Source organism: Pseudomonas sp. KBW05 (assembly GCF_003852405.1).
Lineage (GTDB): Bacteria > Pseudomonadota > Gammaproteobacteria > Pseudomonadales > Pseudomonadaceae > Aquipseudomonas.
On the sequence record NZ_QAJM01000020.1, the window covers coordinates 72,042 to 94,996 of the forward strand.

The window sequence follows — 22,955 nt, forward strand, 5'->3', positions numbered from 1 at the left end:
ATCGTCGCACCGATCATCCAGAAAGTTGATCAGGCTGGTTTTGCGCTGTATCTGGAGTGCAAAGACATCTGGTACCAGGCTGAACACCTAGAAGTGGGTCAGCGCGAATTCATCATGAAGCTATTATAAGGAAATTAAGATGTGGGTAGATAACATTCAAGTGGGTATAGACTTGGCCACCAGCGTGACCATTTTAATTGCGGTGGGCACGTTCTGGGTAAATGCCATCAAAGAGCGAAAAATTGGAGTGGCCGACAGCGCCAGGTCAACGATAATAGAAAACATAAATATCTCCATCACTGACATGGCGAAATCATTCAATTCATTCGTTATGTTGAACACGTCAATTGAGAAGAAAATAGACGTACCTTTAAGTCAAGGTGATGAGTATTTTGCTGAGTATTTGAAAATCGAAAAAAAGGCAGCGAAAGAAATTGCCGAGCTGTTTAGAAAAAGCATATCCGCCATGGGTGAGTTTTACGAGAAAGGAGAGATGCTGAAGTATACAATTTTCCCTTCTTTATATTCTATTGGTGACGAAAGTGAAGCGGTAGATATAATTAAAAAAGAAATCAGCGATGTCATGGACTCTTACAATGAGAGTAACAGGACTTACTTGTCATACCTGGAGTCGGTTCTGGCGCTGAATGCAGGGCTTGAACAGTTCAAGGGCGAGGGTGCAGAAATTTCATATTCAAAAATAGCAAATGATATGAGTCGCATCGTGGACGACAGTGATCATTTCTTGTTTTTAAAAGCATTCATCGAGGATGAGGACATAGACAGCTTTCAAGCTTCAATGGCCAAGAGCATCGCCGACATGACCGACGGCGAAAAGAAAATACGCGTATCTCTCATTGAAACAGTCTTGTCATTTATGCAGGCAAACCCTGAACTTGTAATCGCTCATGCTTTGGAAGCTCTCAGCTTCAAGCTTCAAGAAAACAGAACGCAATGCAAGGAATTTTTAATCACGCTAAGTGCCGTGTCCAGCAAGATGCAGCAAAGGTCCGGTAATTTTTCAGTGAAAAAAGCATACGAAGACTTGAGTTCGGAGAAGTATTTCGATACCCGAGGCACAATAAGATAAGTGTTTGTGAACACCGAGAAAACTCTGCATGCGGAGTCTTCTCGGGGAGCCGACTCTAGTTTTGTAAGCCCGTAGATGAGTCAATCGTTTGCGCGTGTTGAAACGCGGCCTTTAGGCTCGATAGCCCGGTTTCCTGTATCAGGAAGTCGGGCTTTTTATTTTTATTGCACGTGAGTCTTTAGTTAGTCCTACCAGCTCAGTCGCCAGGCCAGCCGCTTCTTGCCGATAGACTTTGTCCCAGACACCTGACCAGTCATCAGGCCTTCCCTCATCGTCCCATTGCGCCAACGCCAGCCCGTTGATGATCTCCAGCTCGAACCAGACACGCTGCCAAGCGACGGCGTCCTGGACCAAAGCACTGTCTTGCCACAGGAACTCGGTTTGCGCGACAAAAGCCGACCATGCAAACAGATCCTCTGATGCTCGTTCGCCGAGCGATATCCAGTAATTCCTGACACCCAATTAACGACTCCTTATAAAACATCCACGCCCGGATAAAGCTCCGCAGGCGGATGGTAATCGGAATCCTCGAAGCGGCTATTGCTGTAATGGGTTTTCGCCGTCGGCCCTTCACCCTTGTAGGTCACCTGCGAGTTTGGCGTGAGATGCCAGCCGTCGCCATCCTTATCGCGCTCGATCAGCGACGGGTACAGCGTACAGGTGCCGGCCGAACCCGATGTCAGCCGGAACTGGTAAAAACGCCCAGCCTGGGGCGTGAACTTCGCCGTGACAGAGCAGGATTGCGTGCGCGCCCCCTCCCAGAACATGCCCACGTGGGTTTCGATGCCGGGTCTGACCCGCGTTTCGTAATAGTCCGACGTGAGATTTTGCCCGGCTTTGGGCATTCCCTCATCCTGCGTAAGGGTGAACGGCAGTGGCCCACTGCGAATGACACCGCCCGAACGTATGCCGTTTTGGTATTGGTACAGGTCGGCATGCTGCGTAAAGTTGACGATGCGTACCCAGGCGGGGTTGGGCTCGTTTGCAGGTGCTGTGAAGTAATCGGTGTGAGGGAAATACTGGCAGCCGGCGAAAAACGGCAGGGCCAGCAGGCAGAGTGCAGGGCGTATCGACATGGAGCGTGTCCTTTTGCGGCGTCGGGGTAGAGACCACAAGAAAGGGCGTGCATTGCAAGACCGGTAAAATTTCGCCAGGAATTGTCAGGTGTCATCCGCGACGTAGTAGAGAATATATCCGGAATACGCGAGAGAACCGGCCGCGACTTCTGCCTTGAAGCACTCGGTGAGTGCAGCCTCATCGGCAAAACCGTACGCCGACAACCTGTCGCCGGCAAAACCGGCAAGTCGCCATGCGTCGAAGCCATCGATCTCACCCCGGGCCCCAAAGTCAAAGTCGACTGTGCCTGTGGGCAGGTGAACCGCGCAGCCATAGCCGTGCTTGAAGTAACGCACACCGCCTTCCAACTCGCCGCGCTGAGGAATGTCAGTGCCCACCCAATCGGTATTGGTTGGGGGGCGGGGGATACCGGACCGCTGCAGCAAGTCCACAGCGCTCGCAACGCTTGCTTGGTAGTCGCTGATTAAAAGGGCGAGTGGGTTATTCATGCAGTTCCACGTTCAAAACAAGTAATTGGAGGGGCAGCGTTGGGCTGCTTGTGTTGAAAAAGTCGGTGTTGATACGCTCATCCATTCTAGACGGTGGGTTCAGGGTAAAGGCTCATGTTGACTAGTTTGAATCATCTTACGTTGGCGGTTGCGGACCTCTCTCGCAGTGTCGAGTTTTACCGTGCGCTTCCTGGCGTTAAATTGGCCGCTCGCTGGGAAGCGGGCGCTTATCTTTCCCTCGGTGATCTCTGGCTGTGTCTGTCTCTTGATGAGAACCGAGTGTCGGAGCAACAGCCGGATTACACCCACTACGCGTTTTCGGTGGAGCAGGACGATTTTGAGGAAGTCACCGCTTGCTTGCGGCGTCTTAAGGTTATCGAGTGGAAATCCAATTCGAGCGAGGGTAACTCGTTTTATTTTGCAGATCCCGATGGGCATCGCCTGGAAGTGCATGTCGGCAACCTGGCTTCCCGGCTTGAACAATGCCGACGCCAGCCGTATGCGGGTATGGAGTTCTTTGACTGACCGTTATTGGCCAACCGTGGGAGCGGCAGTGCGACGATTCGACTTGCCCGCGATGGCGGTGGATCAGTGAAGCCTGTATCAAGACACGTGTTGTAGTCTTGGCGTCATCATGCCCGCAGACCGAAAGACCCTTGTGAAATGGAAGTCATCTAATGTTCGAACGCAATAAACTGGTGCCAGAGTTAATGGTAACCAACCTGGAGAACAGCCTGAATTTCTGGGTTTCATGCCTGGGATTCAACGTGGTTTATCAACGCCCGGAAGACGGATTTGCCTACCTTGATTTGAGCGGCGCTCAAGTCATGCTAGAGCAGGTTGACCCCAGCGCGGGCCAATGGCTGACCGCGCCGCTCGCCAAGCCGTTTGGCAGAGGCATCAACCTGCAGATTGATGTTGAGGCCGTCGCACCGATCATGCAGAAACTTGAACAGGCTGGATTTGCGCTGTACCTGGAATGCAAAGATACCTGGTATCGGGCGCAAGATCTGGAAGTAGGCCAGAGCGAATTTATCGTTCAGGATCCTGATGGTTATCTCGTCAGGCTGGTACAGCGGTTGGGCGAGCGACCGGCTTGCGCAATCTGATCAACACGCACGTCGTTTCAACAGGAGGCCGGCAATGGATCTGAAGTTCAGTCACGTAGATGTACTGGTCAATAATCTCGAAGAAGCCTGCGCTTACTACGCGCAGATACTGAATGCCAGGATATCCAAAACCCTCGTCTGGGAACGAGGTGGCCTGCACGTGCGCTATGCGATTGCGCTGATCGGTCAAGAGCGTTTCATGTTGGTCCAGCCATTGGCGGGGAACCTGAAGGAGCTATTGGACGCCTCGGGAGAAGGGATGATTTATCGGCACTGCTATTCGACACCGGATATCGAGAAGGCCTACGACGAACTGATGGCCGCCGGTGTTCAGCCAGAAGACGAAAACGGAAAGCCATTGGCTCGGGCGAACCTTCAATCGCCGTCGGGAGCACGGATTATTTGGCTACCTAAGCGCTTTGGGCAGTTCTCTATCGAAATCCTCGAAGACAAAGCGCTGGAGGCGTTTATAGCGGCAGCGTTTTCTTGAGTATCTGATACAACGCAATCCAACTGTGGGAGCGGGCTTGCCCTCGATGGCGGTGGATCAGCAACAAGCAAGGTAAATTTCGCGATGAAAAGCTGGATAGCTAATACGAAAATTAATGCACTGTTAGGTGCTGATTCTCAAAAAATTGATGGAGTAAAGGTAAGGCGGACCCTTATAGAATACTGCGAAAGGTATCAAGAAATTTATCCTTTTGACATTCTGGAAGCTCCACTTGAGTTTCTGAAAAACAACGTAAATTCAGATAGTCAATACAGGGAGATGCGAGCCCTGCTTAGGGCTGCTGCTGAAGAATATTGCATTAGTTTAAACGAGATAGCCGATGCTCTTCTTGACCTGATAGACACTCATACCCTTACTGCCGACCAAGCAAAAAAAATCATCAACCACGTTTTCGAAGCTTTTTCCTGCAACGAAAGCCCCGAAGATTTCATTCCGAGAGAGGATACCTATTTGTGCAAAAACCTATTTGCGATTACCACTAGCTAACAAATGGTTGAAACCACTAGCCTTGCTCATAATGACGAGTCCGCAGGGGAACAAAAAAGCGCAAAAAAAGGACAGATTTATTGCTGAAAAAATCAATCTGACCCCCTGTTAGCGTTCAGCCGGAACACACTGACGAACATAATAATTGTCGAATTCAGCACTTTCGATGAGTTGGAAGCCATGGCGGATATAAAAGCGATTCGAAGCGCTTTCTTTGAGAGCACCCACTTTAATCGGGAGCGCAGCCGCATCCGCCTCTTTGAAAATCTGTGCAAGAACAGCAGACCCTACACCTGATCCTTGCGCGCTCGGTTTCACATACAAGTGGTCGAGCCAGAGTTCATTATGGTGATGCGTGACCACTATAAAACCAACCCTCTGTCCAGCTACCTCGATGTAGCGTGTGTTGCCAGCGTCGAATCCGTCAGTGAACCGCTCGCGCGCGCGCACTGGATCAAATCGCCCAACACGCTCCAGACTTTCGCGCATGGCCTCGATTCGAATGGCTACAAGGTTATCCAAGTCGCTTTGTTGAGCCAGGACCAAAATGATTGGGGAGTTTTGATTGGATGGGACGGGCATATTTGCGCTCCAACTATCATCCAGGGTGGCCAGTATCGGTAGATTTTTCACTTGCTCGGCAATGCGGCTTTGCGCGACCGTCGGCTTTTGGCCAGAATCGGACGCTCCACGAAACCCTAGCAAGAGTCCACGGTGTTCGGTGTGCAAAGTCAGTTGAAACGCGTGCCCAGCAAGGTTGCTGCTGATTCACTTCGGGTTTGCAAGCATGTTTTCTTTGGTTTCCTGGTCGATGATATTACGAAGCGTCTCGAAGAGAGGGGCGGCATCTGTGTATTTTTTGCCATAGGCAAGATTGAATTCGTAATCGAAGTCAGGTGGGTTCTTGCCCTGATTGTGCTGGAGCATTGTTTCCAGCTTGTCCAGCGCCTTGACGGCTACGGCCTCGGGCGACAAAGCACTTTCGTAGTCATCCCAAAGTGCCAATATCTCGGTCTTTAAAGATTCGTCCAGGGCTCTGGTCAAGAGTACGAGATCGCGTCTCTCTTGCTCACTCTTATCGGGGAAAGAATTTTTATTGACGGCGGGAATATCTCCGCTGATGGCCTCTCCCAAGTCGTGGACGAGACACATCTTGAGCATTTTCAACTTATCGAGTCCCGGCAGGTAATCGCTGAAGACAACGGCCATCAGGCAAAGACGCCAGCTATGCTCCGCGGTGCTTTCTGTGCGCCCGGAAGAAGTGTGTGCGCTTCTGAGTACATCCTTGAGCTTTTCCGTCTCGCGTAGAAACTCGAGGCGCCCTTTGATTTTTTCGATGTCCATGAACACCTCTAACTCATTCGGCGAGCAGAATATTGCTCACCTTGTTCAGGCCAGACTAAATCTCAAGGCGCTCAGCGTCCACGCATAAAATATGCAGGACGACGCAGTCAGAGCGACTCAACCAGCCGTGCTGTTGTTCCGTCCGAAAGAGGGATACGTGTCCAGCGACAAAGGCTTTGGCTAATCGGAACGATGGGCGAATCATTGTTACCTGTTAGAAATTCCAGTGCAGGTGGTGCGAAAGCTTCCCGCCAACCCGATTTATCCAGGTCAACTTCCTTGCTAAGGATATTGGGTGTCGCGAAGCGCCATAGTGAGCGTCCCAACAGCTCGCTGACAGGCGTCGCGAACTGGGCTGCTCGCGAAGGTGAGCAGGCAAGCAAACGGTGCGTCAAATCGCAAATGAGATGAACGGGACGCGAGCTTTCACGCACCATTCGGCCAAGCGCTTGATCTGCGGCTGTTGAAAGGCGAGCGGCCAATAATTTCTCAAGCGTTCTGTGTGCGAGGGGATCCAACGCCAGCGCGCCACTCTCCCAACGTGAGATGGTCGATTGGGTGACGCTGAACAACTCCGCCGCATGAGACTGTTTGACCCGGTGTAACTGACGCCACCGCCTTAGCATGACGCCGGGCAAGGTGGGGTTTGGCCATATGTCAGACATTTCGGAATACGGAAAGTGGAAGGGCGAGCAAGTCTGATCCATGCGGTACACATCTGCAAATGGGCTGGGTAGATTAAAGCTGGATCGATTTTGCGAAAGCTGTGTCTTCCCCTATGAACGACTGCTTCTGGCCGAAAGCAGCCGTCCACAAATCCGCCTCTCCAGCGAGAGGCATGCCCCATCGACCCTGTTAAAGTCCCTCCCTGAACACACTCAACGGACGGCTCCATGGACCGACTCCACCCAAGTGGCATCGACGCCGACGGTTACATCCTCACCTTACCCAATGTCGAGGTGCAGCCACAGTTTCAGGATGTACTGGCAGACGTTTGCATGACGCTCACTCGGTCGCCCCCTCTGCTGGACGGCATTTACCTGTACGGCAGCGTCGCAAGAGGCGACGCCGTGCCCGCGGTTTCCGATCTGGACCTGACCCTCGTCCTGCAAAACCCTCCCGCATCGCAAGATCTGGAAATGCTGGAGACGAAACGGCGCGCGCTGGAAAGTCGGCATACCGAAGTCATCAAGATCGATTTTGATATCGGTAGTCGAGCCGAAGTATTGGCGGCTGACAATCGATTGAGCTGGGGGTATTGGCTCAAGCATCACTGTCGTTGCATAGGGGGTAATGATCTGAGCAAACATTTCGATCGGTTCAAGCCATCGCGTGATATCGCCATTGCGGTAAATGGTGACTTTGCATCCGTACTGACCCGGTATGCCGACCTAATCGAGCAGGCGCCGATACCGACGCAATCGCTGCGTTTGCAACGTGAAGCTTCGCGCAAACTTATCCGGTCAACTCAAGTACTTCGTTCTGAGCAGGACTTGATGTGGCCGCAAACACTGGAAGAGCATGTCGAACTGTTTGTTCAGCATTTTCCGTGTATGCGCATGCAGGCCTGCTTTTTCTTATCCCAGGCAAGGAATCCGGACGCCGGGCCAAAAGAATTTGCGGCTCATCTGCGTAGTTTTCTGATCTGGATGGCTTCAGAAACCGGTTAAGTCCGTGGCAAAAAAGAGACATATTTATTTCACAAAAAATAAATAAGTTTGTCCCTACAAGCGTTTGAGTTCTTGCTTTGGCGTGCTCTTGCTGAGAACAAACCACACGGCTAAACAGATGAGGCCGCCGCCGTACAAATGCGCGGCCGAAAGACGTTCACCAAGGAACATCACACCCCACAGAACGCCGAAGGGAGGGATAAGGAAGGTCACGGTCAACGAACGCACCGGCCCGATATCCGCGATCAAGCGGAAGTACAGGATGTAGGCACACGCAGTGCAGATGAAACCCAACGCAACCAGTGCTATCCAAGCCTCTAGGTTACCCCAGCTCGCCGGTGGGGTTATGGCGGTTGAGACTCCGAAAAACGGTACGAGAAACAGTGTCGCGCCAATCTGACTGCCAAAAGCTACGAGTTTCGCGTCAAGCCCACCCTTGTCAGCTACCCATCGTTTCGTCAGAAATCCTGCTGCACCGTAGCAACTGGTGGCGACTAAACATGCCAACGCGCCCATGACCACGTTCATTGAAAGTGTGACGGGGCCGGTGCTGGTCAGCAACGTAATGCCCATAAGCCCGATCAACACGCCGACGCCTTTTTTCAGTGTCAACGAATCGCTGAAACACATCCAACCGATCAAGACGCCCATCATCGGTGTGGTCGCATTGAAAATTGCTGAATAGCCGGCAGGTAACAGCAGTGCCGCCACGCTATACATCAAAAATGGGATGCCCGAATTGATAACGCCCAATACCATGGTCTGCTGCAGCTTGCCTTTGAAGTCGGCCTTGGTTTTTAAAATGGCAAGAATGACGGCCAAGCCAATAGCGCCCAACAACACGCGAAAAAATGCAGTCGGCAATGCACCCACAACAGGCGCCGAGATGCGCATGAAGAGGAAACTGGCGCCCCAGATCGCCGCCAGAGCAAGTAGTCGAACATAATCGGATAATTTCATGGGTTGCCTTCAGCGCCGTTCGTTAACTCAAAATGACTCGAGAATTGCAAAGCGAATGCCGGGCAATCCAAAAATGTATTGGAGTGGTTAAGGGGAAAAGGCCGGCTATACGGAAGTCATGGTGGACTCCTCTAAGTTTGGAGTCTCATCGTAAGGGGCTTCGAAATGTGCCCGCACTCCGATTCTTGCTGCCGAAAATGTTTGGGCGTTTGGGCATCACGCCTTTTGTGATTAAACCAGCTGCCACCTATGCGGTAGCAACTGCTCGATGTCACTCGCCCGCTGCGTCGGCAGGCGCGTTAGAACATTCTTCAGATGTGCATACGGATCATGCTCATTGAGCCGCGCAGACTGGATCAAACTCATGATCGGCGCCGCCCGTTCGTGGTGCGCATGATCATGCAGGGGCGAGCAGGAGTTATCGAGCCTCGCTCATCATCACCAACGCCCCCACCACCAACGCCTCCATCCCCCGCGCCAACTCCACCTCCATCTCCGCCTCTTCAGCGGCACGAGAGGTCTCCACCACCGGCTCCCGCTGCGTCACCGTATACACCGTGTCCGCCACCGCCATGCAGTGAAACGCCACCGTCGCCAGCAGCCAGCGCGCCTGTTCCTTGCTCACCCCAAACCCCTGCGCAATCAACGCCTGATGCCCATCAATCTTGGCCAGCATCGGTGCGGTCGCGGCCGCGCGGCGGATTACGTAGGGGGTCAGCCCGGGGTGGGATTTGACGAATTCGCGTACAGAGGTGGCGAACACGATCAGGTAGTCCTTCAACCCGCCGTCGGCATCGCCGCAGTCCTGGGGGATCTGCCAGCGGGTGAAGATTTCTTCGGCAACCATGGCCTTGAGCGCTTCGAGGTTGGCCACGTGTTTGTACAGCGCCATATGGCTGACCCCCAACGCCGCAGCCAGCCCGACGAAGGTGATGTTGGGCAGGCCCATCTCGATGCCGGCGTCGACGATGCGTTCGCGGGTGATGCTCGGCGGGCGGCCGCGGGTGGCGGGTTTTTTTGCGGGTTCCATGGGTATTCCTTAATCGCTGAACACAAGGTTGTAGCTGTCTTGTCGGCTTTGCGCAAATTAGTTTATAGTCATGCAACTAAATATGATTCTGATTCTCAAACGGACTTTTTCTGTCAATGGACTCTCCTGAAGCGGCTTCGGCCAACCCTCAAGTCGCAGGCACCCTAAGCCGGATTCTGACGCCTATCCGTGGGCGTCTTTGCATAGCCGCCGGGCTGGCCGCTGTCGGCGCCATGCTCACGCTGGTACCGCTGGCGGCCATCGCCCATATCGCCGCACGTGTACTCGGCGCTGGCGGTCAGCTGTCGAGCGAAGTGTGGTGGGTTGTTGGCCTTAGCGCTGTCAGCCTTTTCGCGGGGATGGCGTTGATATTCGCTGCTGAGCTGCTTGCGCACTTGGCTGACAATCGCCTCACTCACCACTTGCGCCGCGCGATCACCCAGCGCTTGAGCTGTGTGCCGCTGGGTTGGTTCAGCAGCCGGGCCTCGGGCGAAGTGAAACGGGCGATGCAGGACGATATCAATACGCTGCACAGCCTCACCGCGCACTTCTACACCACCGCTGGCCGCGCGGGCGGGGCGGTGTTGGTGTCGGCGGTCTACCTGTTTGTCATGGACTGGCGCCTGGCGCTGGTGGCGCTGCTGCCGTTTGCCGGGTATTTCCTGTTTTTCTCGCGGGCCATGCGCGCCAGCGGCGCGAGTATGCAGGAATTTGTCAGCGCGATGGCGCGCATCGACAACGCGGTGGTGGAGTTCGTCAATGGCATTCCGGTGGTCAAGGCGTTCGGCGCCAGCGGCAAGGCGCATGGGGCTTATCGCAGCGCCATCGATACGTTCGCCACGACCTTTATCGACTTCACCCGCCCGCTGGTGGCGTCGATGGCAAATGCCAATGCGATGATCGCGCCGGTCACCGTGCTCGGTGTGGTGCTGGCAGCCGGTACGCTGTTTGTTGGCCTGGGCTGGATCGCGCCCGTGGACGTGCTGCCCTTCGTACTGGTGGCGCCGGGTCTGAGCGCGCCGTTGCTGCTGTTGCACTACATCACCCACGATTTGAACAACGCCACCGGCGCCGCGCAGCGCGTGCAGCGCTTGCTGGACACACCGACGCTGACGCAAGAGGCCGTGCAATTGCCCAGCGGCAACACGATCTGTTTTGAGCAGGTCGGCTATGCCTATGAAGGCGACTATGCGGTGCTCAGCGATATCAATTTCACCCTGCAACCGGGCACGACCACGGCCATCGTCGGTTTGTCCGGTGCCGGCAAGTCAACGCTGGCGCGCCTGCTGCTGCGGTTTTTCGATCCCAGCAGCGGGCGCATCACCCTCGGCGGCGCCGACCTGCGCCACCTCGACACGCCGCTGTTGTATCAGCGCATCGGGTTTGTGCTGCAAGAGGTGCGCCTGATCAACGCCAGCGTGCGCGACAACATCGCCCTCGGCCAACCCACCGCGACCCAACTAGACATTGAACAAGCCGCGCGCACGGCGAACATCCACGACCGCATCCTGCGCCTGCCACGTGGTTACGACTCGGTGATCGGTGAAGACGCCCAGCTCTCCGGCGGCGAACAACAGCGCCTCAGCATCGCCCGTGCAGTGCTGCTGGACCCGCCCGTGCTGGTACTCGACGAGGCCACCGCCGCCGCCGATGCCGACAACGAAGTGGCGATCCAGCAAGCCCTGTCGCGCTTCGCCCAGGGCCGCACGCTGCTGGTCATCGCCCATCGGCTCGACACGGTGATGCATGCCGACCAGATCCTCTTTATCCACGACGGCACTCTGCACGAGCAGGGCCGTCACGCCGACCTGCTGGCCCACGGCGGGCTCTACGCGCGGTTATGGCAATTGGGCGATTACGCCCGCAGCGAACCACAGGCGGTGCAACCATGCTGAAGACTTTTGTGCGCCTGCTCGGTGAAGACGCGCCCACGCTGCGCCGCTATGCCGTGATGGCGGTGTTTTACGGCATGCTCAGCGGGTTGACCTTGCTCACGCTGGTGCCGGTGCTCAGCCACTTGTTGGCCGGGGATGCAGTGGAGGCTGGGCGTTGGTTGGTCGCGCTGCTGGTCGGCGTGATGGCCTGCGCGCTGTGGCGCCGCGCACTCGACAAGGCCGGTGTGGCCGTTGGCGTGGCGGTGCTGCAAGGCGCGCGGCAACGCCTCGGCGATCACGTGGCGCGCCTGCCGGTGGGCTGGTTCAGCGCACAAAACAGTGCACGGCTCGGCCATCTCATCACCCAGGGCATGATGGCGGTGGCGCAGTTGCCGGCGCATGTCTTCACCCCGGTAATCAGCGGCGCGGTGACGCCGTTGGTGCTGGTTGCCGCACTGTTTACGTTGCACTGGCCGCTGGGCGTGTTGGCGTTGCTGGCGCTGCCGGTGTTGGTGGGCGTGATGCTGCTCACCGCGCGCCTCGGCCACAGTGCCGACAGCACCTATCAGCAGCACTTCGCCCAGACCAGCCAGCGCATGGTCGAGTTTGCCCAGGCCCAGTCGGTATTGCGCGCGTTTAATGGCAGCGGCGGCGCTACGCGTTTGCTGGACCAGGCCATCGACCAGCAGCGCCAGTCCGGCCAGCGTTTGATTTATCGCTCGTCATTGTCGGCGGTGCTCAATGCCTGGGCGGTGCAAGGAATCTTCTGCGCGCTGCTGGTGGCCGTCGCGCTGTGGTGCGACGCGCTGGAGGCCCACGAGGCAATTGCCGCCTGCGTGACCTTGGTATTGGTGTGTCGTTACATCGAACCGTTGTTGGAAGTCGCCAGTTATGGCGAGATCCTGCGCAGTGCCAACGCCCAGCTTGACGCGGTGCACAGCATTCTGGCCGAACAGCCATTACCGGTCGCCGCGCAAGCGAAAATGCCAACGGACAGTTCGGTGGAATTGCGCAGCGTCAGCTTTCGTTATGCCTCTGGCGAACCCCAGGTGCTGCGCGGCGTGAGCCTGCGCATCGAATCGGGCAGCATGACCGCGCTGATCGGCGCGTCGGGCTCGGGCAAGACCACGCTGGTGCGGCTGCTGGCGCGCTTCTTCGATGCAAGCCGGGGCCAGGTGTTGATCGGTGGTGTGGATGTGCGCGAGATGTCCGATGCGGCGCTGGCCGCGCAGATCAGTCAGATTTTCCAGGACACCTACCTGTTCCAGGGCAGCATTGCCGACAACATCCGCCTCGGTAAACCGGACGCCAGCCTGGCCGAGATTGCCGCTGTGGCGCAGCAAGCCGGCGTGGCCGAGATCATTGCGCGTTTGCCCCAGGGCCTGCACACGCCGGTGGGCGAGGGCGGGGCGCGGTTGTCGGGGGGCGAGCGCCAACGCATCGCCATTGCCCGCGCGTTGCTCAAGGACGCGCCGATCTTGCTGGTGGACGAAGCCACCGCCGCCCTCGATACCTACAACCAGGCCGCCATCGCCGAGGCGCTGGCCAGGCTGCGCGGGCGCTGCACATTGATTGTGATCGCACACCAGTTGTCGACGGTGGCCATGGCCGATCAGATTCTGGTGCTGGATGATGGTGAGATCGTCGAGCAGGGCACGCCTTTGACCTTGGCGGCCAGTGGTGGGCGGTACGCGCAGTTCCTCGCCCAGCGCCGGGCGGCCCGTGGTTGGCGGATTGCATGATGCGGCTAGTGGGCTGTGGCGTGTTGCTGGTGCTGTGCGGTGTGTCGCTGCTGGTTGGCGCCCGTGAGATCGACCTGTTGGCATTCGACGGCGACGCGTGGCTGACACTGACGGCCAGCCGCCTGCCGCGCCTGGCCGCGCTGGTGTTGACCGGCGTCGGCTTGGCGGTGTGCGGGGTGATCTTGCAGCACATCCTGCGCAACAAGTTCGTGGAGCCGGGCACCACCGGCGGCCTGGACGCGGCCAAGCTCGGCATCCTCGTTTCGCTGGGCGTGGCGCCGGCGGCCAACGCGAGCGTGCGCATGCTGTTTGCGCTGCTGTGTTGCTTTGCGGCGAGCCTGGTGTTCCTGGCGATCATCCGGCGCCTGCGTTTTCACCACACCTTGCTGGTGCCGGTGATCGGCCTGATGTACGGCGGCGTGCTCAGTGCCATCGCCGATTTTTATGCGTACCGCCACAATATCCTGCAAAGCATGCAGGGCTGGCTGCTGGGGGATTTTTCCAAGGTGGTGCAGGGCAACTACGAGATCATTTACCTGATCCTGCCCATCGTCGCGTTGGCTTACCTGTATGCGCAGCGCTTCACCGTGATGGGCATGGGCGAGGGCATGGCCACCAGCCTGGGCCTGAACTACGCGGCCACGGCGGCGCTGGGCCTGTTGCTGGTGGCCGTGACCGTGGCGGCGACGGTGATCACCATCGGTTCGATCCCCTTTGTCGGGTTGGTGATTCCCAATCTGGTGGCCTTGTACTACGGCGAAAACCTCAGCCGCACGCTGCCCATCGTCGCCCTCGGCGGTGCTGTGCTGTTGTTGGTCTGCGACATTCTCGGGCGCTTGCTGATCTTCCCGTTCGAAGTGCCGATTGGCCTCACTGCCGGCATCGTCGGCGGCGGCTTGTTCCTCGGGTTGATTGTCTGGAGGCAGCGATGAAGCGGCTGTGGGCCTTGGTGCTCGCCCTGGCGTTGGGCTTCGTGCTGTTTCGCTCCGGGCTGGATTTCGATTACGTGATCCCCAAGCGCCTCGCGCGGTTGGCGGCGATGTGCATTGGCGGTGTGTGCGTGGCGTGGTCGTCGATCATCTTCCAGACGCTCACCGGCAACCGCATCCTCACGCCGGCGATCATGGGCTATGAAGCGGTGTACCTGTTGTTCCAGGCGTTGTTGGTGCTGGTACTGGGCACCGCCAGCCTGGTGGTGCTGGGCAGCCAGGGCAACTTTGTACTGTCGGTGCTGCTGATGCTCGGCTATTCCTGGGCGCTGCAACGCTGGTTGCTGCGCGGGGGCAACAGCAACGTGTACTTCCTGTTGCTGCTGGGCCTGGTGTTGAGCCTGGTGATCGGCACGCTCACGCAGTTCGTGCAGTTGAAGATCAGCCCCGGCGAGTTCTCGATCCTGCAAGGCTTCAGCCAGGCGTCGTTCAACCGCGTGCAGCCACAGCAACTGCTGCTCTCGGGGTTGCTGGTGGCGGCGCTTTGCTTGGGCTTTGCACGCACCCTGCCGACCCTCGACGTGCTCGCCCTCGGCCGCGACCAAGCCGTATCGCTGGGGGTGGATTACCCGCGCGTGGTGCGCCTGCAACTGGCATTGGTCGCGGCATTGGTGGCGATCTCCACCGGGCTGCTCGGGCCCACGGCGTTCATGGGCGTGTTCGTGGCCAACACGACTTATGCGTTGGCGCGCACGTTCCGCCACCGCATCACGTTGCCCATGGGCAGCGCGATTGCCATCGCGATGTTTATCGCAGCGCAACTGCTGGTCGAGCACGTCTTCAACTACAAGACCACCGTCAGCATTCTGGTGAACCTGCTGTGCGGCACGTATTTCCTGGCGCTGATGCTGCGCAACCGAGGCACCCGATGATCACTGTGCACAACCTCCACAAAACCTACGGCACCAAGACCGTGCTGGCTGGCGTCAACGCGAGCTTTGCGGCCGGGCGCCTGACCTCGCTGATCGGCCCCAATGGCGCCGGCAAGACCACGTTGCTGATGATGATCGCGCGGCTGATGGCACCGAGTAGCGGCGACATTTGCCTGGACGGCCGCGAGGTCGGCGACATCCCCCTGCGCGACTACGCCAAGCGCGTGGCCACCTTGCGCCAGGCGCCGGATTTCAACCTGCGCCTGACCGTCGAAGAACTGGTGGCTTTCGGGCGCTTCCCCTACAGCCGTGGCGCGCTGACCGCCGCAGACCACCGCGTGATCGATGACGCGCTGAGCTTCCTTGCGCTGCAACCCTTGCGCAAGGCCTACCTCGACGAACTCAGCGGCGGCCAGCGGCAAATGGCGTTCCTCGCCATGACCATCGCCCAGCAAACCGACTGCCTGTTGCTCGACGAGCCGTTGAACAACCTCGATATCAAGCACGCCGTGCACATCATGCGCGCGCTGCGCCGGCTGTGTGACGAGCAGGGCCGCACGGTGATCCTGGTGGTGCATGACATCAACTTCGCCGCCCATTACTCCGACCACATCCTCGCGATGAAAGCCGGCGCCGTGCATTGCGCCGGCAGCGTGGCCGAGGTGGTCAACGAAGCCCGTTTGGGCGAACTGTACGACCTCGACTTCGAGATCACCCACGGCGCCCGTGGCCGCCTGTGCAACTACTTCAACCCCGCATGAGAACGCCCATGAACCTTAAACACTCCGCCTGGGCCTGCGCCCTGTTCCTCGCCGCGCTTGGCCCAGGGCAGGCTTTGGCCGTCGCCCCGATCAGCGTGACGCACGCGTTGGGCACCACGCTGATCCAGCCGCCCGTACAGCGCGTGGTGGCCCTGGACATGAACGAAGTGGACTTCCTCGACCAATTGGGCGTACCGGTGGCCGGCATGCCCAAGGACTTCGTGCCGCAGTTCCTGCAACGCTACAAGGACGACGCGGCGGTGGTGGACACCGGCGCCATCGTCCAGCCGAACCTGGAGCGGGTGCACGCGGCCAAGCCGGACCTGATCCTGATCACCTCGCTGCAGGCCCCGCACTACGGCGAACTCAGCGAAATTGCGCCCACCGTGCATTTCGACGTGGATTACCGCGACAGCCAGAAGCGCCATATCGAGGTGATCAAGCAGCACCTGCTGACCCTCGGGCAGATCTTCGCCAAGCCGGCCCTGGCGCAACAACAGGTCGCCGCCCTCGAGGCCAAGGTTGCCGAAGCGCGACGCGTCACCGCCGAGCGCCCCGAGCGCGCCTTGGTGGTGCTGCATAACAACGGTGCGTTCAGCTCATTTGGCGTGCAGTCGCGCTACGGCTTTGTGTTCACCGAACTAGGGGTGAAACCGGCGAGCCCGACCGCCGAGGCCGGCTTGCATGGCCAGCCGATTTCCAGTGAATTCATCCAGCAGGCCAACCCGGACATTCTCTACGTGGTCGACCGCACGGCGGTGATGGAGCATCGCCCGTTGCTCAACGCGCACACCCTGGGCAACCCGTTGTTGCGCCAGACCAATGCCTGGAAAAACGGGCGCGTGGTGTTTGTCGATGCCGACGCCTGGTACGTCATGGCGGCCAGCCCGAGCTCGATCAAGCAAGTGATCGCCGATGTGCTCCAGGGCTACCAACCCTGACTCCAGGCGTTAACCCCGCTTCAAACTGCCAACACTAAAAAAACATCCCACCTTACGGAGCCTTCCATGACTCACCGTACACGTACCCCTGTGCCCGCTCGTCCGGGTTTTGCCTCCATGGCCTTGCTCGGGCTGGCGATCAGCAGCGCCCCTTCGCTCGCCGAAGAACTCGCGCAAGTTGAAGAAAACCGTGTGTCCACCTTGCCAGCGATTCGCGTCGAGGGGGAAGCGCCGGCCGCCGACCTGCCGCTGACCTATGCCGGTGACCAGGTGGCGTACGGCAGCCGGCTCGGCCTGCTGGGCAACAAGGACTTTATGGAAACGCCGTTCAGCACCATCAGCTACACGGAAAAGTACATCGCCGACCGCCAGGCCCAGACCGTCACCGATGTGATCGCCGCGACCGACCCTGCGGTGTTCAGCAACGGCCTGAAGGGCACCTACAGCGAGAACTATTCGATCCGTGGTTTCGCCACCAGCATCAGCGATGTGACCATCGACGGCCTGTTCGGCGTGGCGCCGTACTACCGCATCTCGCCGGAGATGTACGAGCGCATTGAAGTGCTGAAAGGCCCGTCCGCGCTGCTCAACGGCATGCCACCGGGCGGTTCGGTGGGCGGCATGGTCAATCTGGTACCCGAGCGCGCTGGAGCGGAGCCGTTGACGCGGTTCACCACCACTTACATGTCCGATGCACAGTTCGGCGGCCACCTCGATGTGGGCCGTCGCTTTGGCGACGGGCAGCAATTTGGTGTGCGCTTCAACGGCATGTACCGCGATGGCGACACCGCGACCGAGCATCAACAGCAGAAAGCCCAGTTGAATTCCCTGGGCCTGGACTGGCGCGGCGAGCGTGCGCGGCTGTCGGCCGACCTCTACAACAGTGAAGACCGGGTGCGCGGGCAAAACCGTGGGATCAGCCTGGCGGCGAATGTGGCCGTGCCCAAGCCGCCGAAGTCCGACACCTTGCTCAACCCGGACTGGGCGTTTGTCGATACCAAGGACCAGGGCGCGATCGTGCGCGGCGAATTTGACCTGACTGAGCAACTGCTGGCCTACGCGGCGTTCGGCGCCAGCGAGACCCACTACCGCTACAGCGGCGCGATGTCGGCTCAGGTCATCAATAACGCCGGCGATTTGAAGACCAGCATGGGCCAGCTGAAGATGGACATCGAGAAAACCTCGGGCGAGGTGGGGCTCAAGGGCAAATGGCAGACCGGGCCGATCGGGCACCAATGGGTGGTCAACGCCACGCGGTATGCCGACAAGCAAAAGGACTACGGCCGGCGTTGGGTGCCCGGGGCTGATTGGCTGACCAATATCTATCACCCGACCTGGGGGCCAGCGGCGCCGCGCAGCTTTGCGCCGGTGGCGCATACGGAGTCCACGCTGACCAGCTACGGCGTGGCGGACACCTTGTCGATCCTGGACGACAAAGTGCAACTGACCCTTGGCGTGCGCCGCCAGAACGTGGTCACGGACACCTTCAACACCACCACCGGCGCGCGTAACAAGCCCGGCTATGACGAAAGCGCGACCACGCCCGCTGCAGCCTTGGTGGTCAAGCTCACGGAGCAGGTCTCGGTGTACGCCAACTACATCGAGGGCTTGAGCAAAGGCGCGATGGCGCCGATGACGGCGGCCAACTACGGCGATGTCTTCGCCCCGTATAAATCCAAGCAGAAGGAGATCGGCCTCAAGCTTGACCTGGGCACGTTCACCCACACCCTCAGCCTGTATCAGATCGAGCGCCCGGGCAGCGCCACCGATCCAGTGACCAATGTGTTTTCCTTTGGCGGCGAGCAGCGCAACCGTGGGATCGAGTGGGGCTTCTTCGGATCGCCCATTGACGACGTGCGTCTGATGGGCGGCGTGGCCCATGTTGATCCGAAGATCACCAAGTCGCCGGGGGGCGATGATGAAGGCAAGACGGCCACCGGCTTGCCCAAGCTGCAAGGCAAGCTCGGTGTGGAGTGGGACACGTCACTGGTGTCCGGCCTGACGCTGACCGCCAATGCGACGGCGGTTTCCCAGCAATACATCAGTGACGACAACGCGCAGTCGATCCCCGGCTATACGATTTTCGACCTGGGCTCGCGGTATGCGATGCAGGTCGCCGGGCGGCCTGTGACCCTGCGTGGCACGGTCACCAACGTCACCGACAAGGCGTATTGGGGCATGCCGCTGACGTCCAGCCTGGGGTTGGGTGCACCGCGCACGTTCGAGTTGTCGGCGACGGTGGATTTCTGAGGTTAAAACCGCACCTGTGGCGAGGGAGCTTGCTCCCGCTGGACTGCGCAGCAGTCCCCGCCTTTCAAGCAAAAAGCGGGGCCGCTACGCGACCCAGCGGGAGCAAGCTCCCTCGCCACAGGGACAGCTTTTGACTCAGAACGCCATACGCAACCCCAGTGTGCCTTGGCGGCCATTCAAGGCATTGCTGTCCAGGTTGCGGTTGAAGCCCACCTCGCTGTACAGGCTGACGCCCGGTGCCACGGTCAGGTTGGTGCCGAGGCTGACGCCCATGTTGGTGGATTTCTGCTCGGTATCAATGTCGGTGACGTCGGCAAAGGTCACCGTGTTCTTGCCGCCCCGGGTGTGCCAGATATTGGCCCGGGCATAGGGTTGCAACGGCATGCCGCTGACCTGGTAATCACCGCGCAGGCGCACGCCCAGACGGGTGGTGACGGTGGTGTCGGCTTTGTATGCAACGTCGGAGATACCATCGTTCTGGCTGTCCAGTTTGGTCTTGCCAACGATCAACTGGGCCTGGGGTTCTACGACCCATTGGGGCGTGACCTGGAACGGCCGGCCGACTTCAGCCGAGGCCGAGACGTTGTGCCCCTGGGTATCCATCTTCACGCCACGGTCCGACTCGTTGTGGCCGTCGAGGCGCGTGCCCATCAACACCACATCCAGATAAGCCTGGTTGGCGCCAATCAGCGTCAGGTAAGCGCCCAGGCTGTCGCCGCGCAGGGTGGTGTTACCGGCGTCGTTGTCTTGCCAGCCGCCATTGAAGCCTTTGATATCCCCCCTCAAGCGGCTATGGCCGACGAAGAACCCCGCGTGTAAATCCGTGCCGCCGTCAGTGCGGTGGGTAAAGAGGTCACTGCCCACTTGAAAACCGGTGATCGAGCTTTTGAGCGTGGGGTTGACCGTGCCCGCAAAGCTTTGCCGGCTGCTGCTGCCGTAGACCCGGCCCCAACCAGCGCGAAGGGGATCGCCCTGTTGCTGGCCCTGGTCGCCCATGCGCTCGTGATAAGTGCCCAGCATGCCCTGGACGATTTGCTGGGCGGCGGGAAACAGCGCGGCGTAGATCGGCACTTCGGGACGGTAGATGGGGATCGGTGTGATCCCTGGGTTGGGCGGCAGCGGTGGTTCGCCAGGGCTGGGGCTCGGGAGCGGGGCGATGATCACCGGGTCCGGTGGGGTGACCGGCACGGTGGAGCGCAAGTAGTAGTTCTCGCCGGTGCCTGCGGTGACCCCACCCTTGAACAAGCGATAGTCAAACGCCCCGGCAGACACCGGACCGGCCAGGGTAAACGCTCCCGCGCTGCCGCTGGCGCCGTTGGTGGCTTGTACCACTTGTATCCCGTCCTGCAAGGTCGCCGCCCCTGCGCCGCCGAGGTTGCTGACGCTGATGGCGGTGCTGCCCTGGAGGGTGCCTTGGCTCACCACCAATTTGTCGCTGGGCGAACCATCGGCCCCCAAGACACTTTGCAGCAGGAGTTTGCCGCCGTTGCCGTTGTAGTTGCCATTGACCGTCAGTGTGTCGGTGGCGGTGGCACTGCCGGTGGTCATATCGATGCTGCCGCGGTTGTTCAGTGTCACCAGTTGGCCAGTGGTGAATGCGCTGAGCGTGCCAGTATCGACTAGCAGCGAACTGCTGCCGTTGATTGTCATTGTGCCGGTCTGGGTGCCGGTGTCTCCGAGTACAAAGGTGCCGCCGAGTCTGAACGTGGCGTTATTGTCCAGCGTCACCTGCTCCCAGTTGGTATAGCGTCCCGGCGTTGCGGCCTGGGTGTTGTCGAACGTCAGCGTGTCGGTGCCCGTGCCGCCGTCAATCAACGGCGTGGTCGCCAGGGTGGCTTCGGTGAGGTTCTGGATCAGCGCCGTGTCGTTGTCGTTGCCCATCAGCACAAACCCACGGATTTGCCCGCCGCCGATCCAGCTGAAATGGTCCTCGCCCGCGCTGGCGAGGATTTGCCCGCCAATGGTTCCGCCGGTGACGGTAATGCTGTCGGTCCCGCCGCTGGTACTGATGTTGCCACCGATAAAACTGGTGCCCGAGACCCGGATGGTGTCATTGCCAAACCCCGTCACCAGGTTGCCGATGATCGTGCCGCCACTCATGTCGAAGAGGTTGTTGTCCAGTTTCATGTCCACCCGCCCGATGCTGCCACCGGTCATCGTCGCATCGTCGCCGTCCTCGAACGCGCCCGTGATGGTGCCGCCGCTCATGTTGAAGGTGTCATGCCCGTCGCCCTGGGCCAGCGATGCAATCGTGCCGCCACTCATGGCGAAGCGATCGACGCCTGCCCCCTGGCTGATGGCACCGGCCTGCCCACCGCTGATCTGCGCGATATCGGTGCCCGAACCCTGGTTGACCGCCCCGGTGATCGTGCCTTTGTTCAGCCGGAAGATATTCACGCCATCGCCCATGCTCACCGAACCGTTGATCTGCGTGTCCGGTGCGTCCAATTGCACCAGGTCGTTGCCCGGGCCTAACGCCACATTTCCGTTGATCACACTGTTGCCGCTGGGGAACAACACTTCGTTGTCGCCGGTCAGCGCCGTAATACCAGGGTCGGTGCCGCTGGTGCAGGTGAAGACCTGGCCCGTGGGGCCAGGGGTGACGACACAGGCTGCTGGCGCGAGCAGGGGCCATGCGGCGAGGACCGCCGAGGTGGCCAAACTCAGGTACAGCGTGGGGGGGATCTGTCCGCGCATGATCTGTCCTCGCATAGAGGGGTGTTGTTCCGTCACCGGGGTTCTCCGGTGCGGTCCAGACCATGACAACGTTATGCACGATACGGATCAGGGGTTACCTGGTCAAAAACACTGGCCAATGCAAGGGGTTGGCATGGGTTTCTCGACTGCATCTCAACCTGTGCAGCACGCTTGCACTCTAGTCATGCATTGCACATACCGCCACTGTCAGAAATAACAGGTATAGACGAGTTGGGCCTAGGCAAAAATGATTTCATAGGGCTCGCGCATGCGCTCCAGCAGCACTTGGGCCAGCATCGGCGCCAGGCCGATCTCGGGGTCGCCGGCCAGTTGGCTGGCATAGGCATGGGTGGCGTGCAGCTTGCGCGCCACGCTCCAGGTGTCCAGGCGCACCTTGCGCGCCCGTTGCCAGGGAATCATCGAGGTTTCCCGGGCCGGCCAGTGCCACGCCCAGATCGGCAGTTCGTAGTGGCGTGCGCCCACCAGGCTGCAGGCTTTGGCGCTGGCGCGGCCGACCACGTCATGGTCGTCGTTGCCGTCTTTGCGCCAGGTGCTGAAGACCACATCCCCCGGTTGCAGGTAGCGCGCGATAAATTGGCTTAACGGTTGCTCGCGCGCGGCCAGGGCGTTGTCGCAGAAGCCGCCGCGAATCCACTTCAAACTGTGCAGCGGCATGCCCAGACGGCGCAGGGCCTCGACGCTTTCCTGGGGGCGCACCACACTCAGGCGGGCCGCCGGCCACACATGGGAACCGGGGTGGCTGGCGCTGCCGTCGGTGACCGAGATCAGTTGCAGCGGGTGGTCAAGGGTGCTGAGCAATTGCAGCAAGCCGCCACAGGCCAGCACTTCATCGCCAGGGTGCGGGGCAATCACCACCACGCGAGCGCCCGGTGGTACCAGCTTGGTCGGATGGATGATGGGGATTTGCGCCAGTTGCGGCGCATGGTTCCAGATTTGCGCCGGGCCACGGCGGCCTTCGCTTAAGGAGGCAGGCTTCATGGGTGTCACGTCCTTGTCGGTGAATGCGGGTCGTACCCCGTTGACGGGACGACGCTCTTTTATTC

General features: G+C 59.2%; 23 protein-coding genes and 1 pseudogene. 13 read left to right on the plus strand and 11 right to left on the minus strand.

Annotation, left to right across the window (positions count from 1 at the left end; all coding sequences use genetic code 11):
* The first annotated feature begins 139 nt into the window (after window positions 1-139).
* Window positions 140-1,090 (plus strand): hypothetical protein, encoded by a 951-nt coding sequence (locus tag DBR46_RS20295; RefSeq protein WP_124527608.1) that lies wholly within the window; start codon window positions 140-142, stop codon window positions 1,088-1,090.
* Window positions 1,091-1,228: 138 nt separating this feature from the next.
* Here the strand turns inward: DBR46_RS20295 and DBR46_RS20300 are convergent, their stop codons facing one another.
* The 3 genes from DBR46_RS20300 to DBR46_RS20310 form a co-directional block, all read right to left on the minus strand.
* Window positions 1,229-1,552: a hypothetical protein gene (locus DBR46_RS20300; RefSeq protein WP_124527609.1), complete on the minus strand. Its 324-nt coding sequence runs from the start codon at window positions 1,550-1,552 to the stop codon at window positions 1,229-1,231.
* Window positions 1,553-1,563: 11 nt separating this feature from the next.
* On the minus strand, window positions 1,564-2,166 hold the full coding sequence (locus tag DBR46_RS20305) for a hypothetical protein (protein ID WP_124527610.1): 603 nt from the start codon (window positions 2,164-2,166) through the stop codon (window positions 1,564-1,566).
* A gap of 84 nt (window positions 2,167-2,250) precedes the next feature.
* Complete coding sequence (locus DBR46_RS20310) at window positions 2,251-2,655, minus strand: hypothetical protein (protein WP_124527611.1); 405 nt, start codon at window positions 2,653-2,655, stop codon at window positions 2,251-2,253.
* A 114-nt stretch (window positions 2,656-2,769) separates the two neighbouring features.
* Here DBR46_RS20310 and fos point away from each other — a divergent pair, with 114 nt between their 5' ends.
* From fos to DBR46_RS20330, 4 genes are all read left to right on the plus strand, one after another.
* Window positions 2,770-3,180 (plus strand): fosfomycin resistance glutathione transferase, encoded by a 411-nt coding sequence (gene fos / locus DBR46_RS20315; protein WP_124527612.1) that lies wholly within the window; start codon window positions 2,770-2,772, stop codon window positions 3,178-3,180.
* Window positions 3,181-3,332: 152 nt separating this feature from the next.
* Complete coding sequence (locus DBR46_RS20320) at window positions 3,333-3,764, plus strand: VOC family protein (RefSeq protein WP_124527613.1); 432 nt, start codon at window positions 3,333-3,335, stop codon at window positions 3,762-3,764.
* A 34-nt stretch (window positions 3,765-3,798) separates the two neighbouring features.
* On the plus strand, window positions 3,799-4,254 hold the full coding sequence (locus DBR46_RS20325; protein ID WP_124527614.1) for a VOC family protein: 456 nt from the start codon (window positions 3,799-3,801) through the stop codon (window positions 4,252-4,254).
* An 84-nt stretch (window positions 4,255-4,338) separates the two neighbouring features.
* Entirely contained in the window at window positions 4,339-4,761 is a 423-nt protein-coding gene (locus DBR46_RS20330; RefSeq protein WP_124527615.1) for a hypothetical protein, read from the plus strand.
* A gap of 108 nt (window positions 4,762-4,869) precedes the next feature.
* Here the strand turns inward: DBR46_RS20330 and DBR46_RS20335 are convergent, their stop codons facing one another.
* The 3 genes from DBR46_RS20335 to DBR46_RS20345 all read right to left on the minus strand — a co-directional run bounded on the left by DBR46_RS20335 (window position 4,870) and on the right by DBR46_RS20345 (window position 6,770).
* Window positions 4,870-5,343, minus strand: coding sequence for a GNAT family N-acetyltransferase (locus DBR46_RS20335; RefSeq protein WP_124527616.1), 474 nt, complete (start codon window positions 5,341-5,343; stop codon window positions 4,870-4,872).
* 186 nt (window positions 5,344-5,529) lie between these two features.
* A complete protein-coding gene (locus tag DBR46_RS20340; protein ID WP_124527617.1) occupies window positions 5,530-6,105 on the minus strand; it encodes an HD domain-containing protein in 576 nt (191 codons plus the stop codon).
* Between the two features lie 107 nt (window positions 6,106-6,212).
* The gene (locus DBR46_RS20345; RefSeq protein ID WP_124527708.1) at window positions 6,213-6,770 is read right to left on the minus strand and encodes a helix-turn-helix transcriptional regulator; all 558 of its coding nucleotides are present in this window, start codon (window positions 6,768-6,770) and stop codon (window positions 6,213-6,215) included.
* A gap of 228 nt (window positions 6,771-6,998) precedes the next feature.
* Here DBR46_RS20345 and DBR46_RS20350 point away from each other — a divergent pair, with 228 nt between their 5' ends.
* Window positions 6,999-7,775 (plus strand): nucleotidyltransferase domain-containing protein, encoded by a 777-nt coding sequence (locus tag DBR46_RS20350; protein WP_124527618.1) that lies wholly within the window; start codon window positions 6,999-7,001, stop codon window positions 7,773-7,775.
* 54 nt (window positions 7,776-7,829) lie between these two features.
* Here DBR46_RS20350 and DBR46_RS20355 read toward each other — a convergent pair whose 3' ends face one another.
* From DBR46_RS20355 to DBR46_RS20365, 3 genes and pseudogenes are all read right to left on the minus strand, one after another.
* On the minus strand, window positions 7,830-8,735 hold the full coding sequence (locus tag DBR46_RS20355; protein ID WP_124527619.1) for a DMT family transporter: 906 nt from the start codon (window positions 8,733-8,735) through the stop codon (window positions 7,830-7,832).
* A gap of 231 nt (window positions 8,736-8,966) precedes the next feature.
* Window positions 8,967-9,119, minus strand: a pseudogene (locus DBR46_RS20360) (transposase domain-containing protein); the annotation flags it as partial.
* Between the two features lie 34 nt (window positions 9,120-9,153).
* The gene (locus tag DBR46_RS20365) at window positions 9,154-9,765 is read right to left on the minus strand and encodes a TetR/AcrR family transcriptional regulator (RefSeq protein WP_124527620.1); all 612 of its coding nucleotides are present in this window, start codon (window positions 9,763-9,765) and stop codon (window positions 9,154-9,156) included.
* 116 nt (window positions 9,766-9,881) lie between these two features.
* Here DBR46_RS20365 and DBR46_RS20370 point away from each other — a divergent pair, with 116 nt between their 5' ends.
* From DBR46_RS20370 to DBR46_RS20400, 7 genes are all read left to right on the plus strand, one after another.
* Window positions 9,882-11,660: an ABC transporter ATP-binding protein gene (locus tag DBR46_RS20370; protein WP_124527621.1), complete on the plus strand. Its 1,779-nt coding sequence runs from the start codon at window positions 9,882-9,884 to the stop codon at window positions 11,658-11,660.
* On the plus strand, window positions 11,654-13,381 hold the full coding sequence (locus tag DBR46_RS20375) for an ABC transporter ATP-binding protein (RefSeq protein WP_124527622.1): 1,728 nt from the start codon (window positions 11,654-11,656) through the stop codon (window positions 13,379-13,381). The genes DBR46_RS20370 and DBR46_RS20375 overlap by 7 nt, the downstream gene beginning before the upstream one ends.
* Complete coding sequence (locus DBR46_RS20380) at window positions 13,381-14,313, plus strand: ABC transporter permease (protein ID WP_124527709.1); 933 nt, start codon at window positions 13,381-13,383, stop codon at window positions 14,311-14,313. Before DBR46_RS20375 ends, DBR46_RS20380 begins: the two co-directional genes overlap by 1 nt.
* Window positions 14,310-15,242 (plus strand): iron chelate uptake ABC transporter family permease subunit, encoded by a 933-nt coding sequence (locus tag DBR46_RS20385; protein WP_124527623.1) that lies wholly within the window; start codon window positions 14,310-14,312, stop codon window positions 15,240-15,242. The genes DBR46_RS20380 and DBR46_RS20385 overlap by 4 nt, the downstream gene beginning before the upstream one ends.
* A complete protein-coding gene (locus tag DBR46_RS20390) occupies window positions 15,239-16,003 on the plus strand; it encodes an ABC transporter ATP-binding protein (RefSeq protein ID WP_124527624.1) in 765 nt (254 codons plus the stop codon). Before DBR46_RS20385 ends, DBR46_RS20390 begins: the two co-directional genes overlap by 4 nt.
* An 8-nt stretch (window positions 16,004-16,011) precedes the next feature.
* Window positions 16,012-16,944, plus strand: a complete 933-nt coding sequence (locus DBR46_RS20395; RefSeq protein WP_124527625.1) for a siderophore ABC transporter substrate-binding protein — start codon at window positions 16,012-16,014, stop codon at window positions 16,942-16,944.
* Window positions 16,945-17,010: 66 nt separating this feature from the next.
* Window positions 17,011-19,194: a TonB-dependent siderophore receptor gene (locus tag DBR46_RS20400; RefSeq protein WP_256659345.1), complete on the plus strand. Its 2,184-nt coding sequence runs from the start codon at window positions 17,011-17,013 to the stop codon at window positions 19,192-19,194.
* Window positions 19,195-19,329: 135 nt separating this feature from the next.
* Here DBR46_RS20400 and DBR46_RS20410 read toward each other — a convergent pair whose 3' ends face one another.
* Together DBR46_RS20410 and DBR46_RS20415 are read right to left on the minus strand one after the other, a co-directional pair.
* A complete protein-coding gene (locus DBR46_RS20410) occupies window positions 19,330-21,891 on the minus strand; it encodes an autotransporter outer membrane beta-barrel domain-containing protein (protein WP_124527627.1) in 2,562 nt (853 codons plus the stop codon).
* 237 nt (window positions 21,892-22,128) lie between these two features.
* Window positions 22,129-22,890 carry a PIG-L deacetylase family protein gene (locus DBR46_RS20415; RefSeq protein WP_124527628.1) on the minus strand — a complete coding sequence of 254 codons (762 nt, stop codon included), beginning with the start codon at window positions 22,888-22,890 and terminating at the stop codon, window positions 22,129-22,131.
* Window positions 22,891-22,955: the final 65 nt, after the last annotated feature.

Bases quoted from the DNA above. Each gene is read 5' to 3' on its own strand.
- DBR46_RS20400 (WP_256659345.1), top strand. From the start codon at position 17,011: ATGACTCACCGTACACGTACCCCTGTGCCCGCTCGTCCGGGTTTTGCC.
- DBR46_RS20350 (WP_124527618.1), top strand. From the start codon at position 6,999: ATGGACCGACTCCACCCAAGTGGCATCGACGCCGACGGTTACATCCTC.
- DBR46_RS20355 (WP_124527619.1), bottom strand. From the start codon at position 8,735: ATGAAATTATCCGATTATGTTCGACTACTTGCTCTGGCGGCGATCTGG.
- DBR46_RS20335 (WP_124527616.1), bottom strand. From the start codon at position 5,343: ATGCCCGTCCCATCCAATCAAAACTCCCCAATCATTTTGGTCCTGGCT.
- DBR46_RS20310 (WP_124527611.1), bottom strand. From the start codon at position 2,655: ATGAATAACCCACTCGCCCTTTTAATCAGCGACTACCAAGCAAGCGTT.
- DBR46_RS20375 (WP_124527622.1), top strand. From the start codon at position 11,654: ATGCTGAAGACTTTTGTGCGCCTGCTCGGTGAAGACGCGCCCACGCTG.
- DBR46_RS20330 (WP_124527615.1), top strand. From the start codon at position 4,339: ATGAAAAGCTGGATAGCTAATACGAAAATTAATGCACTGTTAGGTGCT.
- fos (WP_124527612.1), top strand. From the start codon at position 2,770: ATGTTGACTAGTTTGAATCATCTTACGTTGGCGGTTGCGGACCTCTCT.
- DBR46_RS20325 (WP_124527614.1), top strand. From the start codon at position 3,799: ATGGATCTGAAGTTCAGTCACGTAGATGTACTGGTCAATAATCTCGAA.
- DBR46_RS20385 (WP_124527623.1), top strand. From the start codon at position 14,310: ATGAAGCGGCTGTGGGCCTTGGTGCTCGCCCTGGCGTTGGGCTTCGTG.
- DBR46_RS20395 (WP_124527625.1), top strand. From the start codon at position 16,012: ATGAACCTTAAACACTCCGCCTGGGCCTGCGCCCTGTTCCTCGCCGCG.
- DBR46_RS20345 (WP_124527708.1), bottom strand. From the start codon at position 6,770: ATGTCTGACATATGGCCAAACCCCACCTTGCCCGGCGTCATGCTAAGG.
- DBR46_RS20295 (WP_124527608.1), top strand. From the start codon at position 140: ATGTGGGTAGATAACATTCAAGTGGGTATAGACTTGGCCACCAGCGTG.
- DBR46_RS20320 (WP_124527613.1), top strand. From the start codon at position 3,333: ATGTTCGAACGCAATAAACTGGTGCCAGAGTTAATGGTAACCAACCTG.
- DBR46_RS20380 (WP_124527709.1), top strand. From the start codon at position 13,381: ATGCGGCTAGTGGGCTGTGGCGTGTTGCTGGTGCTGTGCGGTGTGTCG.
- DBR46_RS20365 (WP_124527620.1), bottom strand. From the start codon at position 9,765: ATGGAACCCGCAAAAAAACCCGCCACCCGCGGCCGCCCGCCGAGCATC.
- DBR46_RS20410 (WP_124527627.1), bottom strand. From the start codon at position 21,891: ATGCGCGGACAGATCCCCCCCACGCTGTACCTGAGTTTGGCCACCTCG.
- DBR46_RS20305 (WP_124527610.1), bottom strand. From the start codon at position 2,166: ATGTCGATACGCCCTGCACTCTGCCTGCTGGCCCTGCCGTTTTTCGCC.
- DBR46_RS20415 (WP_124527628.1), bottom strand. From the start codon at position 22,890: ATGAAGCCTGCCTCCTTAAGCGAAGGCCGCCGTGGCCCGGCGCAAATC.
- DBR46_RS20370 (WP_124527621.1), top strand. From the start codon at position 9,882: ATGGACTCTCCTGAAGCGGCTTCGGCCAACCCTCAAGTCGCAGGCACC.
- DBR46_RS20340 (WP_124527617.1), bottom strand. From the start codon at position 6,105: ATGGACATCGAAAAAATCAAAGGGCGCCTCGAGTTTCTACGCGAGACG.
- DBR46_RS20390 (WP_124527624.1), top strand. From the start codon at position 15,239: ATGATCACTGTGCACAACCTCCACAAAACCTACGGCACCAAGACCGTG.